Source organism: Micromonospora sp. NPDC048063, assembly GCF_043202855.1.
Taxonomy (GTDB): Bacteria; Actinomycetota; Actinomycetes; order Mycobacteriales; family Micromonosporaceae; genus Micromonospora.
The window spans coordinates 397,695-413,327 of record NZ_JBIDBG010000003.1 but is presented as its reverse complement, the minus strand read 5'-3'; the positions used below and the strand labels follow the sequence as shown (position 1 = coordinate 413,327).

Here is a 15,633-nt window from a genome sequence, read left to right as displayed (position 1 = left end):
GTCACCCCACCAACGGGCGCACGTCCCAGACGTAGGCGCCCGCGACCTCGCGGCCGGGGCCGAGGAGCGCCTCGACCGTACGCCGGACCGGGTCGCCGTGGTGCAGTCCACCCTGGACCACCACGGCGGCACGCCAGTGGCGCAGGTCCTCCACCGCGCGCCGGCGGTCGGCGTCGGTGACCGCCGGCACCTCGCCGGTCTCCGCCGCCCGGCGCAGCAGCACGGCCGTGGGACGATCCGGCGCGCCCCAGCGGGCGGCCGGGTCGTCGGCGGCCCGGGGGCCGATGAAGTAGCCGCCCGGCGTCGGGAAGGCCAGCCCGGTGCGGGCCGACCAGAGCATCGCCGGGCTGACCCCGGCGCCGGTCACCGGCGGCACCGGCACCACGGTCCGGCCCGGCGGGACGTACGCGCGCCAGCCGCCCTCGGCCACGAAGGCCGGCACCGGCCAGGCCGGCACGGTCCGGATCGGGGTGGGGAACAGCGGCAGCAGCGCGGCGGCCACCGCCCCGCCCCAGAGCAGCCGCACCGGCACCCCGCCCGCCCGTGGTTCGGCCCCCGCCGCGGCGCGGAGGCGGTCCAGGGAGAGGGCGAGCAGGATGCCCAGCACCGGGATGCAGACCAGCGGGAAGCGCGCCGGCACCGCGAGGTCGAGCAGCGGCAGCTCCGCGACCAGCCGGTACGGGCCCGGGATGCCGGTGGCCGTGCCGCCCAGGCGCACCTGCGCGCCGAGGGAGAGCAGCGCGAACAGCACCCCGCAGACGGCCAGCGCGCGGACCGACGGCCGGCGCCACAGCCAGATCACGATCACCACGGCGAGCACCAGCAGCCCCGGCCCGAAGAAGGAGTTCTCCTCGGTCGGGTTCGGCGCGAGCAGGCCCGGCAGATGGTCGTCGCCGAACACGGTCTGCCGGGCGGAGGCGGTGAACGACGCGGCGTCGAGCTGGTAGCCGTACGCGTGGAAGGGCATTCCCCGGTAGTGGCCCGGGCCGAAGAACTGGAACCACAGCGGGTACGCCAGCAGCGGCAGCGAGACCGCCACGCCGATCCCCAGCCGCACGAGCAGCGCGGGCGCCAGCCGGCGGGCGGCCGACCGGTCGGCCGCCGCGTACGCGAGCGCGAACGTCCCGGCCGCCAGCACCAGGAAGACCAGCACCTCCTCGCCGAGGAAGACCTGGTACGCCACCAGCAGCCCCAGCAGCGCCCCGTGCCGCACCGACCGGCGCGGGTCGGGGTGGAACACCAGCGCCAGGATCGCCGGCACCAGGAACTGCGCGGCCATGTGCAGGTGCGCCCCGGCCTGCGCGACCATGCCCGGGGCGAAGCCGCAGAACAGGCCGCCGACGGCCGCGGCCACCCGGGAGTCGACCAGCCGGCGGCGCAGCAGGACGTACCAGGCGGTCGCGGTGCCGGCGAGGCAGCCGACCACCGCCACCAGGAACGCCGCCTGCGAGCCGAACAGCAGGGTGACCGGGGTCAGCGGCACGCCCAGGCCGAGCACCGAGGTGTTGGCCATCAGGTTCACGCCGTCCGGCGCGTTCAGCGCCGAGCTGTACAGCGGATTCTCCAGGCCGGTCACGGCCCGGGCCGCGCGGGCCAGCATCCACTCGAAGAGGATCTGGTCCCCCGCCTGGTGGAACAGCCGCCCCGGCCGCCCCCACTGGCCGACGGTCAGCAGCACCGCCAGGGCCAGGTAGCCGGCCACGACCAGCGCGTCGGCGGCGCGGGCCGGCAGCCGGCGCGGGCGCCGGGCTGGTGCCGCGTCGACGGTGCCGGTCGCCGTCGGGGCGGCCATCAGGCCGGCTGGTCGGTCAGCGCCCGGACGTCCCACACCCAGACGTCCAGCTCCCGGCGGCCGGGGCCGACCAGTTGCTCGACGGTGCGCCGCAGCGGCTCGGCGTGGTGCTGGTCGACCGGGAGCACCAGGATGGCCGCCCGCCAGTGCCGCAGCTCGTCGAGGGACCGGCGGCGCTGCCGGTCGTCCAGTTCGGGCGTACGGCCGGTCGACGCGACCTCCTCCAGCAACTGCCCCACACCGCTGGGCCGGCCACCGAAGCGGCCGGGGTCGCCGGTGTTGCCGTTGCGCGGGGCCAGGAAGTAGCCGCCGGGGATCTTGAAGTCGAGGTTGGTGGACGCGGCCCAGCGCATCCCGTGGGTGTAGCCCATGTTCGGTACCGGGATCGGCACCAGGGTCTGGTCCGGACCGACGTAGCCGCGCCACCGGTCGGCGGTGATGAAGTCCGGCACCGGCGGGCGCGAGGTGACCTTCAGCGGCATCGGCGCGATCGGCAGCAGCGCGAGGACGAGCCCGGCGACGGTGAGCGTACGCAGCGTCCGTGGCTCGACCGGCAGCGTCCGGGAGCGCTCGACGGCCAGCGCCAGCAGGATGCCGATCACCACGCCGGTGATGAGGCCGAACCGGGTCGGCACCACCGCGTCGAGCAGCGGCAGCCGGACCAGCCACTCCCACGGCCCGGTGACCAGCTCGCGGTCCCACCAGGACACCCGCTCGCCGAGGGAGAGCACGGCGAAGAAGACCCCGGTCACGGCGAGCGCCCGGACCAGCAGCTCCCGCCGCAGCCAGGCCACGATGCCGACGGCGATCAGGGAGAGGCTCCAGCCGAAGAAGGCGTTCTCCTCGGAGTAGTTCGGGGCGAGGTTGATGTTCGCGCGCTCGTTGCCGCCGAGCGTCGGCGAGCCGGGGGCGAAGAAGGCGGCGATGTCGTTGCCGTAGTCGCGGACCGCGTCGCTCAGCCCGTGGTACGCCATCGGCCCCGCGAACTGGATGTAGAGCGGGTACGCCAGCAGCGCCCCGGCGACGACGGCGCAGGTCGCCAGGGCCTTCGCCAGCGGCCGCCAGGCCGCCGACCAGAGCGCCGGACGCTGGGCGAGCACGGCGAGCAGGAACACCCCGCAGGCCAACGCCGTGAAGAGCAGGATCTCCTCGTTGATGAACGCCTGGACGGTGACCAGCAGGGCGAGCAGCAGACCGTCGCGCCACGGCCGCCGGGACCGGGTGATGACCAGCACCCGCCAGACGATGAACGGCAGCAGGAACTGGGAGATGATGTTGGGGTGCCAGTTGGCGTGCGACAGCATCGCCGGCGAGAACCCGCAGAACCAGCCGCCGACCGCCGCCGCCAGCGGGCTGCGCACGACGTGCCGGGAGAGCACGAAGTACCAGGCCGAGGCGGTACCGGCGAGGGCGAGGGTGACCAGCACCACGAACGTCACGGCCGGGCCGAAGAGCAGGGTCACCGGCACCATCGGGATGCCCAGCGCGAGGATGGCCGTGTTGGCCATCAGGTTGACCCCGTCGGGATAGTTGAACTGCTCGGTGAAGAACGGGAACTCGCCGTGCAGCACCACGCGTACCGAGTGGGCGAGGAAGAACTGCACCTGGGCCGGGTCGCTGCTGTAGAGCGAGGCCACCCGGCCGGCCGGGTCCACCCAGATCTGACTGGTCACCCAGACGGCGGCGAGCAGGAACAGGCCGAAGACCACGAGGTCCTGCCGGCGCCGGGCCCAGCGCCGCGGCCGGGCGGGGGCCGCCCCGCCGTCCGCCGCCGGCGTCCCGGTCCCGCCGTCCGCCGCGGGCGAGGTGCCGGCGACGGGCTTCGACGGCGTTCCGGCGGCGTCGACCTCGGCAGCGGCGCCCGACGGCCCGCTGGCCTCGGCCGGGGCCCGGGTGGCGGGGACGGATGCGCCGCCGTTCGACGTACGGTCACCGGCGTCTTCGGGGTCGGACGCGGAGGCCGCGGCGGCGTCGGATTCCGGCGAGGATTCGGCGCGGGTCTCGGCAGGCGTCACAGTCGGCGGAGTCTACCCGAGCGGGACATTCGCCCTGAAACCACGTCAGCGTCCTCTGTGGCGCGTGTCGGCCGGCCGTGCGATCCGCGCGCGACCTGCGGCCGGTCGGCGGACGAGGTGCCGCGTCCGGGTGATCGGACATCTCGTACTATGGCGCTTTCCGTAGACCACGGCTGAGGCGATCGAGGGGGCGTACAGGTGGCTCCAGTCCGCCGGCGCGGCATCACGGCCACCGCACTGCTGACCCTGCTGCTCACCGCGACGGCCTGCGGTCCGGTCGCCGACCGGCAGCCGGGCGACCTGCGGGTCGGGTACGACAGCCTCGACGGCGACCTGGCGGTGTGGCCGCCGCGCGGCGCGCTCGCGGGCGACGCCACCGTGACCGCGGCGGTGACCGGCGCGGTCCGCGACTGGCGGTCGCCGGCCGAGGACCGGGTGCACCTGCCCACGTCCGGGATCCTCTGGTCGGGTGAGGTGGACGGCGCGCCGCTGGTGCTGGTGGCCGCCGACGTGCCCGGCGAGAGCGCGTCCTGGCTGCTCCAGGTCACCGCCGACGGCGGCCGGTACGCGGTCACCCGCGCCGCCGAGTACACCGACCCCGGCTACCTCGTCTACTCCGACGTGCTTCCCGTGCACACCGTCGCCGGCCGGCGCTACCTGACGTCGAGCCGGGTCGAGCGGCTGCTCGGGCCGGACGGCCGCGCGCTGCGCAACGTCGACGGCCTCACCGAGCCGGTGGACGTGCCGGCCTGCCGGGCCGTCGGGGTGACCGCCACGCTGAAGGCGACCGAGTCGCTGCCCCGGGGCCGGTCCGCCGACCGGCTGCTCGACCTGGGCACCGGCACCACCGACCCGCGCTATCCGCTCGTGCGGGACGAGAGCGGCTCCGGCAAGCGGGCCCTCAAGGGCCTCGACACCTGCGTGCTCGCCGGCGAGGAGGGCCCGTTCGGCAGCGTCCCCCGCCGCATCGGCGACCGGGACGCGCCGCGCTCCACGCCGTCGTCCTGGCCGATGTCCAAGCTGGCGGTCCGCACCCTGGGCGAGGTCGCCCTCGGCGGCGGCGAGCCGGCGGAGCTGGAGCAGCTCAGCTGGGAGACCGCGGACGGGACGATGACCGCGGTGGTCTACCGCCCGTCCGACGGGGGCCCGCCGGTGCTCTCCCCCGCCGACCGGTCCAGCCCGCTGCAGGCGTACGCGCTGCCGGTGCCGGGGCAGCCGCTGGCGGTGCTGAGCTGGCGGTCCACCCGGGACAGTTCCCTGTCGACGCCGCCGGAGACCCCGCGCCTGGTGGACCGGCCGGGCCTGGTCGTCGTGCCGATGCCGACCCGCTCGGAGACGTTCAGCCTGGCCGAGACGGAGAAGACCCACTACCGCTCCCTCGGCGGCCGCTGACCCGCCCCGCCCCGCCCCGCCCCGCCCCGCCCCGCCCCGGCGATCTTGCACTTCCTGCCCAGGCAAAAAGGCATTCGCGGCACAAGGGTGGCCGAAAGTGCAAGATCGGCGCGGCGGCGGGACGAGCGCCCGGGGAGGTCCGGGCCCCCCGGGGGTGGCGGCACGCAGGCGGCGGGTGGCCCGGGAGGGCCGCCCGCCGCCTGCGTTCGGTGCGTCAGTTCTGCGCGGTCGCGTCGTCGGCGGTGATGACCGGCTCGACCGGCTCGACGTCCAGCCGGGAGATCCAGCCGGTGACGTCGCGGGCCACGTCCTGGGCGGTCAGGCCGAGGTCGGCGAGGATCTGCGCGCGGGTGCCGTGCGGGTGCCAGTCCGCCGGCACGCCGAGGTCGCGCAGCGGCACCCGGACGTCGGCGTCCCGCATCGCCTGGGCGAGGGCGTCGCCGACGCCGCCGACCCGCACGCCGTCCTCGACGGTGACCACGAGGCGGTGCCCGGCGGCCAGCTCGACCAGCTCGGCCGGGACCGGCCGGACCCAGCGCGGGTCGACCACGGTGACGCCGTAGCCCTGCCCGGCGACGCGGGCGGCCACCTCCATGCCGAGGTGCCCGAAGGAGCCGACCGCGACCAGCAGCACGTCCGTACGCGCCGACTCGGCCAGCACGTCGACGGTGCCGACCCGGCGCACGGCTGGCAGGTCGGCGGCGACGGTGCCGGTCGGGAACCGGACGATGGTCGGGCCGTCGTCGACGGCCACCGCCTCGCGCAGTTCCTCGCGCAGGGTGGCGGCGTCGCGGGGCGCGGCGATCCGCAGGCCCGGCACGACCCCGAAGACGGACATGTCCCACATGCCGTAGTGGCTCGGCCCGTCGGGGCCGGTGATCCCGGCCCGGTCCAGCACGAAGGTCACCGGCAGCTTGTGCATCGCCACGTCCAGCAGGACCTGGTCGAAGGCGCGGTTGAGGAAGGTCGCGTAGACCGCCACCACCGGGTGCAGCCCGCCGAGCGCTAGGCCGGCGGCCGAGGTGGCCGCGTGCTGCTCGGCGATGCCCACGTCGTACACCCGGTTCGGGTGCTTGCGGGCCAGCTTGGCGATGCCGGTCGGCTCGGCCATCGCGGCGGTGATGCCCACCACGTCGGGCCGCTCGTCGGCGATCGCGACCAGCTCGTCGGCGAAGACGTGGGTCCACTTCACGGAGGGACCCGCGAGCGACTTGCCGGTCTCGGCGTCAAAGGCGCCCGGGCCGTGCAGGCAGTCCGCCTCGTCCTCCTCGGCCGGGCGGTAGCCGTAGCCCTTGCGGGTGACGGCGTGCACGATCACCGGGCCGCCGAAGTGCTTCGCCGCGCGCAGCGCCGACTCGACCGCCACCACGTCGTGGCCGTCGACCGGGCCGACGTACTTGATGCCGAGGTCCTCGAACATCGCCTGCGGGGCGACCGCGTCCTTGATGCCCTTCTTGACCGCGTGCAGCACCTCGTACATCGGCCTGCCGACCAGCGGCGTCGAGCCGAGCGCGTCCTTGACGGTGTCGAGGACCTTCTCGTAGCCGGGGTTGAGCCGCAGCGAGGAGAGGTGGTCGGCGAGCCCGCCGATGGTCGGCGCGTACGACCGGCCGTTGTCGTTGACCACGATGACGAGCGGGTTGCCGGCGGTCGCGATGTTGTTCAGCGCCTCCCAGCACATGCCGCCGGTGAGCGCGCCGTCGCCGACCACCGCGACGACGCTGCGCTGCTCGCCCCGCAGGGCGTACGCCTTGGCCAGCCCGTCGGCGTAGGACAGGGCGGTGGAGGCGTGCGAGTTCTCGACCAGGTCGTGCTCGCTCTCGGCCTGGCTCGGGTAGCCGGAGAGGCCGCCGCGCTGGCGCAGCTTGTCGAAGCCGACCTGCCGCCCGGTGAGGATCTTGTGCACGTACGCCTGGTGGCCGGTGTCGAACAGGAGCCGGTCGCGCGGCGAGTCGAAGACGCGGTGCATGGCCAGCGTCAGCTCGACCACGCCCAGGTTGGGGCCGACGTGCCCGCCGGTGCGGGAGACCTTGGCGATCAGGAAGTCACGGATCTCGGCGGCGAGGATGTCCAGTTCCTCGGCGGACATCCGCTTGACGTCCTGCGGACCCCGGACGGTGGCCAGCAGCCCGGCGTGGTGGACCGTGCCCTCTTCAACACTCATGACGGAAGAGTCTATCGGCCGCCGCACAGTCCGCAGCCTGGCCGGGATCATCGCCGCCCGGTCGGGGTGCTGAGCGCCCGGTCAGCCGCGGATCCGCCCGGCCCGCTCCACCCGGCCGGGCGAAGCCCCCGGTCCGCCCGCCGTCGTCAGGGGCGGATCCGCAGCCGGCGGGGCGCGGCGGCGGCCGGCGCGTGCCGGCCCGCCGGCCCGGACGGGGTCCAGGAGCCGAGCACGGCTGCCCGGGTGGCGCCGGTCACCGAGGGCAGCGCGCCGGGCAGCCCGTGCCAGGAGAGCCAGCCCAGCAGCGCGAAGGCGTACGCCTCCTTGGCCTGCGCCGGGACGCCCAGCTCGTCGGTGGTGCGCAGCCGCCACCGGCCGGCCCCGAGCGCGGCCAGCCGGGCGGTCAGGGTGGGGTTGCGCACCCCGCCGCCGGCCGCCACCACCTCCGTGACGCCGTGCCGGTCGCACTCGGCGGCCACCACCCGGGCGGTCAGCTCGGTCAGGGTGGCCAGCACGTCGTCGGCGGGCACCGGCTCGCCGAGGGCGGCCAGCCGCGCGTCCAGGTAGCCGGCGTGGAACAGCTCCTTGCCGGTCGACTTGGGCGGCGGCGCCGCGTAGTACGGCTCGGCGAGCAGCGCGGCGAGCAGGCCGGGGTGCACCCGGCCGGCCGCCGCGCGGGCGCCGTCGAGGTCGCAGGGCCGGCCCAGGAGGCGCCGGGCCGCCGCGTCGAGCAGCGCGTTGGCGGGCCCGACGTCGTACCCGAGCACCGGCGCGCCCGGCGCGACCACGGTGAGGTTGGCGATGCCGCCCAGGTTGAGCGCGGCGCGCGGGGCCGCGCCGTCGGCCGGGTCGAGCAGCAGCGCGTCGAACGCCGGGACCAGCGGCGCGCCCTGCCCGCCGGCCGCGACGTCCGCCGAACGCAGGTCACTCAGCACGGGTACGCCGACCCGGGCGGCCACCCGCGCCACCGTGCCCAGTTGCAGGGTGCCCCGGGCCCGCCCGCCGTCGACCCAGTGGAAGACCGTCTGCCCGGGCGAGACCACGGCGTCGACCGCGCCGCCGGCCAGCTCGACGCCGACCGCCGCCGCCTCGGCGAAGACCTCGCCGAGGCGGTTGTCCAGCCGGCAGACCGCCTCGATCGTGGTGGCCTGCGGCGGCAGCAGCGCCCCGATCTCGGCACGCAGCGCGTCGTCGTAGTCGAGGCCGCGATGCCCGAGGGGGCGCAGCCAGAGCGTGTCGCCCTCGACGGTGAACTCGGCGGCGGCCACGTCCACCCCGTCGTACGAGGTCCCCGACATCAACCCGACGATCTTCATGTAAGGAAGGGCCCCTTCTTATCGGATCCGGTAGAGGAAGGGTCCCCTGCTAACACAAGGTCGGGCGGGAGGAGCAGACCCACCAGCTCGACGTGCTGGGTCATCGGGAACAGGTCGAAGCCGCGCAGCGCGGCGAGCCGCCACCCCGCCCCGGCGAAGGTGTGCACGTCCCGGGCGAAGGCGGCCGGGTCGCAGGCCACGTACGCGACCGCGCGCGGACCCGCGGCGACGACGTCCCGCACCACCCGGGCGCCCGCGCCGGAACGCGGCGGGTCCAGCACCACCACGTCAACGGGGCCGGTGACCCGGCGGCGGGCGAGCGCGGCCTCCACGCGGGCCGGCACGAGGTCGACCCGGGGCAGGTCGCGCAGGTTCTCCCGGGCCGCGGCGACGCCCTGCTCGGCGGACTCCACCAGGGTGACCCGGCCGGCGTCGCCGACCCGGCCGGCCAGCGCGGCGGCGAAGAGGCCCGCCCCGCCGTAGAGGTCCCAGGCGGTCTCCCCCGGCCGGGGGTCGAGCAGGTCGAGGACCGCGTCGACCAGGGTGTCGGCGGCTGCCGGATGGACCTGCCAGAACGACGACGCGGGCAGGACCCACTCCCGGCCGACGGCGACCTCGCGGACCCGCTCCGGCCCGCGCACCGGGCGCGGCACCCCCTCGGCGACGGCGGTCACCGCCACGTCCCCGCCGGTGGAGGCGACCGTCTCGACCGCGTCCGCCGCCGGCCAGCGCGCACCGCTCGGGGCCAGCACGGGCAGCTCCTGGATCGCCGGGTGGGCGATCAGGCAGCGGTCGATCGGCACCACCTCGTGCGAGCGGTGCTTGAGCAGCCCGGCCCGGCCCGCGGCGTCGACGGCGTAGCGGACCCGGGAGCGCCAGCCGAGCGGCCCGCCGGGCAGCGCCGCGACCCGGACGCCCAGCGCGTCCACCTCGGCGTCGGTCAGCCCGCCCAGGCGGGTGAGCTGCTCGCGCACCACCGCGGCCTTCCAGCCGAGCTGGGCGGCCGGGGCGACGTGCTGCAGGTCGCAGCCGCCGCACCGACCCGGCTTCGCGTACGGGCAGGGCGGCTCGACCCGGTCCGGGGCGGCCTCGAGCACGGTCACCGCGTCGGCCCGGACGAACCCCTTGTGCACCTCGGTGACCTCGGCGACCACCCGCTCGCCGGACAGCGCGTGCCGGACGAAGACCACCTGGCCGTCCACCCGCGCGACGCAGTGCCCGCCCGGGGCGACCGCCCCGACGGTCAACTCGACCCGCTCGGCCTCCTCCAACCCCCGGCCGTCCCGCGCCCCGGTCACCGCTCACCCCCACCGCTCGGGCCGCCCTCGCCGGGCGGCGCGGACACGACCGGCGGGACGCTCGGCGGCAGGGTGCCGCGCGGCGCCACCCGGGGCCCACGGGCCGGTCCCCGGCTCAGCGTGGCGTCCAGCCGGTCCAGGTCCTTGCTCGCCGTCGAGGCGAGCTGCCACGGCACGCTGGTCACCATCACGCCCGGCTCGAACAGCAGCCGGCCCTTGAGGCGCAGCGCGCTCTGGTTGTGCAGCAGGTGCTCCCACCAGCGCCCGACCACGTACTCGGGGATGAAGACCGTGACCACGTCGCGGGGCGACTCGCGGCGGACGCCGGCCACGAAGTCCAGGATCGGGCGGGTGATCTCCCGGTACGGCGAGTCGACCACGGTCAGCGGGACGGGCAGGTCCCGCAGCTCCCACTCCTGCTGCAACTCCCGCGTGTCCTTCTCGTCGACGTTGACGGTCACCGCGGTCAGCGTGTCCGGCCGGGTGGCCCGGGCGTACGCGATCGCCCGCAGCGTCGGCTTGTGCAGCTTGCTGACCAGCACGACGGCGTGGTTGCGGGCGGGCAGCACGGCGCGGCCCTCGTCCGGCGGGGTCAGCTCCGTGGCGACCCGGTCGTAGTGCCGGCGGATGGCCAGCATCAGCACGTAGATCATCGCCATGGCGGCGATGGCGATCCACGCGCCGAGCAGGAACTTCGTGACCAGCACGATGACCAGCACGGTGCCGGTCATCGCCATGCCGAAGGCGTTGATCGCCCGGGACCGGAGCATCCGCCGGCGCGCCTGCGGGTCCCGCACGGTCCGCAGGTGCCGGTTCCAGTGCCGGATCATGCCGGCCTGGGAGAGGGTGAAGGAGACGAACACGCCGACGATGTAGAGCTGGATGAGCCGGGTCACCTCGGCCTGGAAGCCGACGATCAGCACGATCGCGGCGACGGCCAGGAAGACGATGCCGTTGGAGAAGGCCAGCCGGTCGCCGCGGGTGTGCAACTGCCGGGGCAGGTAGCGGTCCTGGGCGAGGATCGAGCCGAGCACCGGGAAGCCGTTGAACGCGGTGTTCGCGGCCAGGAAGAGGATCAGCGCGGTGACCCCGGCGACCACGAAGAGCAGCACCGAGCCGGAGCCGAAGACCGTCTCCCCGAGCTGGGCGGTGACGGTCTTCTGCACGTACCCCTCGGGGCCGGAGATGATCTGCAGCTCCGGGTCCTCGACGAACTGCAGGCGGGTGAGCTTGGACAGCCAGATGATGCCGACGAGCATGGCCACCGAGATGGTGCCGAGCAGCAGCAGCGTGGTGGCCGCGTTGCGACTCTTGGGCGCCTTGAACGCGGGCACCCCGTTGGAGATCGCCTCCACGCCGGTCAGTGCCGCGCAGCCCGAGGAGAAGGTGCGCAGCAGCAGGAAGACCAGGGCGAAGCCGGTGACGCTGTGCTCGGCCTGGATCTCCAGGCCGGCGCTGGGCGCCCGCAGGTCGTCACCGAGCACGAAGACCCGGACCAGCCCGGTGAGCAGCATCCCGACCATCACGATGATGAAGCCGTAGGTGGGGATCGCGAAGGCCGTGCCGGACTCCCGCAGGCCGCGCAGGTTGACCGCGGTGAGCAGCACCACCGCGGTGACCGCGATCAGCACCTTGTGGGTGGCCACGAACGGCACCACCGAGCCCAGGTTGGCCACCCCGGAGGAGACCGAGACGGCGACCGTGAGCACGTAGTCGACCAGCAGCGCGCTGGCCACCGCGACGCCCGCCCGGGGGCCGAGGTTCACCGTGGCCACCTCGTAGTCGCCGCCGCCGGAGGGGTAGGCGTGCACGTTCTGCCGGTAGCTGGCCACGACGGTGAGCATCACCACCACGACGGCCAGGGCGATCCACGGCGAGAAGAAGTACGCCGAGGCGCCGGCGATGGAGAGGGTCAGCAGGATCTCGTCGGGCGCGTACGCGACGCTGGAGAGCGCGTCGGACGCGAAGACGGGCAGCGCGATGCGCTTGGGCAGCAGCGTGTGCTTGAGCCGGTCGGACCGGAACGGTCGACCGAGGAGCAACCGCTTCAGCAGCGAGGTGGGTCTGGCCACAACCGCCAAGAGTACGACGCCCCGGGCGGGCGGCGCGGGGTGGCCGAGCACGGGGCGGTGAACCGGCGGAGTACCGTCGGTCCCCGCCCCCGCCGGGAACGTGGCAGGCTCGCAGACGACACGCTCACCGGTCGGGCGGTTGCGCACCTTGAGGAGGGACGCGGTGCATGTCGTGATCATGGGTTGTGGCCGGGTCGGCTCGACCCTCGCCCACAGCCTGGAGTCCCGGGGCCACTCGGTCGCGGTCATCGACCAGGACTCCGACGCCTTCCGCCGGCTCGGCCCCGAGTTCGCCGGGATCACCGTCACCGGCGCCGGTTTCGACGGCGAGGTGCTCCGGCAGGCCGGCATCGAGCGCGCGGACGCCTTCGCGGCGGTCTCCAGCGGCGACAACTCCAACATCATCTCGGCCCGGCTGGCCCGCGAGACGTTCGGCGTCTCCCGGGTGGCGGCCCGGATCTACGACCAGCGCCGGGCGCAGGTCTACGAGCGGCTCGGCATCCCCACCGTGGCCACGGTCCGGTGGACCGCCGACCGGATGCTGCGGCACCTGGTGCCCGAGGGGAACGTGGAGATCTTCCGCGACCCGACGAGCACGGTGTCGATCGTCGAGGTGCCCGTGCACAAGGACTGGATCGGCCGGCCGGTGCTCGCCCTGGAGGATGCGACGGGGGCCCGGGTGGCGTACCTGATCCGCTTCGGCATCGGCACGCTGCCGACCGTGTCCACCGTCGTCCAGGAGGGTGACCAGCTCTTCATGCTGGTCACCGACGACATCGCCGGGACGGTCACGTCGGCGGCGGCGGCGCCGCCGGAAGGAGGGCTCTGAGCCATGCGCATCGCCATCGCCGGCGCCGGCAACGTGGGCCGCTCGATCGCCCAGGAGCTGATCGACAACGGCCACCAGGTGATGTTGATCGAGCGCCAGCCCAAGATGCTCCGGCCCGACCGGGTGCCCGCCGCCGAGTGGGTGCTGGCCGACGCGTGCGAGCTGACCAGCCTGGAGGAGGCCAACGTCGCCGGCTGCGACGTGGTGGTCGCGGCCACCGGGGACGACAAGGTCAACCTGGTGGTCTCGCTGCTGGCCAAGACCGAGTTCGCGGTGCCCCGGGTGGTGGCCCGGGTGAACCGGGCCGAGAACGAGTGGCTCTTCACCGAGCAGTGGGGCGTCGACGTCGCGGTGAGCAAGCCGCGGGTGATGGCCGCCCTGGTCGAGGAGGCGGTCACCGTCGGCGACCTGGTCCGGCTGATGACCTTCCGGCAGGGCGAGGCGAACCTCGTCGAGATCACCCTGCCGCCGACCGCGCCGTACGTCGGGCAGCCGCTGCACGCGGTGCCGCTGCCGCGCGACTCCGCGCTGGTGGCGATCCTGCGCGGCAAGCGGGTGCTGGTGCCCAGCCCGGACGACCCGCTGGAGGCCGGCGACGAGCTGATCTTCGTCTGCACCGCCGAGGTGGAGGACGCGGTCCGCGCGGTGGTGCTCGGGCCGGACAGCGTGGAGCGGACCCGCGAGCAGCGCTGACGGCGCGGCGGCGAGCACCGGCGCTCGCGGGGCTCCGCCACCCGGGCCGGCGTGCCGCACCGGGCCGCCGCACTCGGCCGCCGTGCCCGCGTGGCGGTACGGGCGCGCACCGAGTGGGCGCGCCCGTCAGCCGGGCAGCGGGGCGGGCCGGGGCTCCCGGGTCACCCGGCGGACCGTCCAGACCGTGATGAGCAGCAGCAACGCGTACGGCGGGTAGCCGAGCGCCAGCCGGGCGACGCCGAGCGCCGTTTCCATGTTGGCCGCGGCGGCCTCGTTGCCGGCGTCGTCGAAGTGGCGGGCGGCGAGGTAGAGCGCCGCCTGCACGCCGACCTTGGCCAGCCAGACGACGCCCCAGAGCACGGTCAGCCCGGTGAACGTCCGCACCAGGCGCGGGTCGTCGCGCCACTCGGAGCGCCCCTTGGCCACCAGCACCGACCAGATCCACCCCACCAGGGGCTGCCGGACGGCCGCCGAGACCAGCAGGGCCAGCCCGTAGCCGATGCCGTAGAGGATGCCGGGGAGGTAGAAGTCGCGTTCGTCGCCGGTGCGCCAGGCGATCGCGGCGCCGATGGCGACGCCGAACAAGCCGTTGACGGCGTGCCGGACGGGCCGCCGCTGGGCCAGCCGGAGCCCGGCGATCACCAGCGCCACCGCCACCGAGGCGATCACGGCGGGCCGCAGCTCACCGACGACGTTGGCCACCACGAAGACGACCACCGGGATGCTGGACTCGACCAGGCCTCGCCAGCCGCCGAGTTGGTCGGCCATCTGCTCGGCGAGGGTGGGCAGCCGCTCCTCGTCCTCCGGACCGCTCTCCGGCTGCGCCGCCCGGTGTTGTCCCGTCGTCATCGCACGCCTTCCGTCCGCCGCGCCCACCGGGTCACTTCGGCGGTTCCAGCTCGTAGTACGGGTTGTAGATCACCTTGCGGTCGTCACGCACCGCCACCCGCCCACGGGCGGTCAGGTGCCGGCCCGGCTCGATGCCGGCGATGTGCCGCCGGCCCAGCCACACCAGGGTCACCACGTCGCTGCCGTCGTAGAGGTCCGCCTCCAGCGTGGGCAGGTTGGTCCGCGGGGTGTAGACCACCGTGCGGAGCCGGCCGGCGACCGACACCACCTGCCCACGCAGGCACTCCCCGACCGGCTTGCCGCCGTGCTCGGCGCACTCCCGGCGCAGCTCCTGCGCCTCGATCTCCGCCTCGCTCGCGGTGAGTCGTCGCAGCATGCGGCGCAGCGAGCCCCGGTCCTCGTCGGTCGACATGACCTCCGCGTCACCCTCTCCACGCTGGCCGGCGCTGCCGGCACGGGCCCGGCACCCGGCGGCGCCGGGACCGTGCCGCCAGCGTACGCCGACGGGCCCGGTCCCGGCGTCGCCGGTGACGGGCGGTCAGGCCTCGCGCGGCCCGGGAGCGGGGTTGCCGCCGGCCGGCGCCCCGGCACCGGCCTGGTCGGCGACGTCGCGGGGCAGCCGCAGCGGCAGCGGCTCGCGCACCGGCTTCGCCTCCTGCCCCCGGTCGACCACCAGGCCGTCGAGGCACTCGGCGAGCGGGCCGGCGGCGGCCGGGTTGGTCGCCGCCTCGCCCTGGTAGACGCCGCGGACCATCCAGCGCGGCCCGTCGATGCCGACGAACCGCAGGTCGGTGATCCCGTCCTGGGTGCGCACCCGGGCGTGCAGCTCGGTGCCGTACTCGCCCTCGACCTCCTGGGCCGCCGCGCCGTCGTTGAACAGCGACTGGCGGATCTCCTCGCGCACCTCGTCCCAGATGCCCTCGGAGCGCGGCGCGGCGAACACGCCGAGCTGGAGCGCGTTCTGGCCGTGCACCAGCACGACCTGCTGGATCACGCCCTCCGGGTCCGCCTGCACCCGCACCTCGACGTCACGCACCGCGGGGATCTGCAGGCTGCCCAGGTCGAGCCGCTGCACCCCGGCGGGCGCCTCCGAGACGTCGTACGGGCCGCGCGCCAGGGCCGCCGGGGCCGACTCGGTGGAGTCGAGGACCTCGGTCGTCCGCTCGTCACGGGCGTTCCGTCGGGCATCGTCCCGCTTACGGGAGAAGATCAC

12 protein-coding genes are annotated in these 15,633 nt (G+C 75.0%); 3 read left to right on the top strand and 9 right to left on the bottom strand.

Annotated features, from left to right (window positions below):
- Position 1 precedes the first annotated feature (1 nt).
- Both ACGFZ2_RS10250 and ACGFZ2_RS10245 read right to left on the bottom strand, forming a co-directional pair.
- Positions 2-1,792, bottom strand: a complete 1,791-nt coding sequence (locus tag ACGFZ2_RS10250; RefSeq protein WP_393452008.1) for a hypothetical protein — start codon at positions 1,790-1,792, stop codon at positions 2-4.
- Positions 1,792-3,807: a hypothetical protein gene (locus ACGFZ2_RS10245; RefSeq protein WP_393452005.1), complete on the bottom strand. Its 2,016-nt coding sequence runs from the start codon at positions 3,805-3,807 to the stop codon at positions 1,792-1,794. Before ACGFZ2_RS10245 ends, ACGFZ2_RS10250 begins: the two co-directional genes overlap by 1 nt.
- A gap of 198 nt (positions 3,808-4,005) precedes the next feature.
- Between ACGFZ2_RS10245 and ACGFZ2_RS10240 the strand changes: the two genes are divergently transcribed.
- The gene (locus tag ACGFZ2_RS10240) at positions 4,006-5,199 is read left to right on the top strand and encodes a hypothetical protein (protein ID WP_393452002.1); all 1,194 of its coding nucleotides are present in this window, start codon (positions 4,006-4,008) and stop codon (positions 5,197-5,199) included.
- Between the two features lie 214 nt (positions 5,200-5,413).
- On the opposite strand, the gene dxs is transcribed toward ACGFZ2_RS10240, so the two are convergent.
- The 4 genes from dxs to ACGFZ2_RS10220 form a co-directional block, all read right to left on the bottom strand.
- Positions 5,414-7,363 (bottom strand): 1-deoxy-D-xylulose-5-phosphate synthase, encoded by a 1,950-nt coding sequence (gene dxs / locus ACGFZ2_RS10235; protein WP_393451999.1) that lies wholly within the window; start codon positions 7,361-7,363, stop codon positions 5,414-5,416.
- Between the two features lie 146 nt (positions 7,364-7,509).
- Positions 7,510-8,679, bottom strand: a complete 1,170-nt coding sequence (locus ACGFZ2_RS10230) for an anhydro-N-acetylmuramic acid kinase (protein WP_393265335.1) — start codon at positions 8,677-8,679, stop codon at positions 7,510-7,512.
- Complete coding sequence (locus ACGFZ2_RS10225) at positions 8,676-9,977, bottom strand: class I SAM-dependent RNA methyltransferase (protein WP_393265338.1); 1,302 nt, start codon at positions 9,975-9,977, stop codon at positions 8,676-8,678. The genes ACGFZ2_RS10230 and ACGFZ2_RS10225 overlap by 4 nt, the downstream gene beginning before the upstream one ends.
- Entirely contained in the window at positions 9,974-12,049 is a 2,076-nt protein-coding gene (locus tag ACGFZ2_RS10220; protein WP_393265340.1) for an APC family permease, read from the bottom strand. The genes ACGFZ2_RS10225 and ACGFZ2_RS10220 overlap by 4 nt, the downstream gene beginning before the upstream one ends.
- A gap of 163 nt (positions 12,050-12,212) precedes the next feature.
- Here ACGFZ2_RS10220 and ACGFZ2_RS10215 point away from each other — a divergent pair, with 163 nt between their 5' ends.
- Positions 12,213-12,878: a potassium channel family protein gene (locus tag ACGFZ2_RS10215; protein ID WP_393451996.1), complete on the top strand. Its 666-nt coding sequence runs from the start codon at positions 12,213-12,215 to the stop codon at positions 12,876-12,878.
- Positions 12,879-12,881: 3 nt separating this feature from the next.
- On the top strand, positions 12,882-13,571 hold the full coding sequence (locus ACGFZ2_RS10210) for a TrkA family potassium uptake protein (RefSeq protein ID WP_350681297.1): 690 nt from the start codon (positions 12,882-12,884) through the stop codon (positions 13,569-13,571).
- A gap of 126 nt (positions 13,572-13,697) precedes the next feature.
- On the opposite strand, the gene ACGFZ2_RS10205 is transcribed toward ACGFZ2_RS10210, so the two are convergent.
- From ACGFZ2_RS10205 to ACGFZ2_RS10195, 3 genes are all read right to left on the bottom strand, one after another.
- Entirely contained in the window at positions 13,698-14,420 is a 723-nt protein-coding gene (locus ACGFZ2_RS10205) for a DUF3159 domain-containing protein (RefSeq protein WP_393265345.1), read from the bottom strand.
- Positions 14,421-14,451: 31 nt separating this feature from the next.
- Complete coding sequence (locus ACGFZ2_RS10200) at positions 14,452-14,832, bottom strand: OB-fold nucleic acid binding domain-containing protein (RefSeq protein ID WP_350681301.1); 381 nt, start codon at positions 14,830-14,832, stop codon at positions 14,452-14,454.
- A 126-nt stretch (positions 14,833-14,958) separates the two neighbouring features.
- Positions 14,959-15,633 carry a DUF3710 domain-containing protein gene (locus tag ACGFZ2_RS10195; protein ID WP_350710991.1) on the bottom strand — a complete coding sequence of 225 codons (675 nt, stop codon included), beginning with the start codon at positions 15,631-15,633 and terminating at the stop codon, positions 14,959-14,961.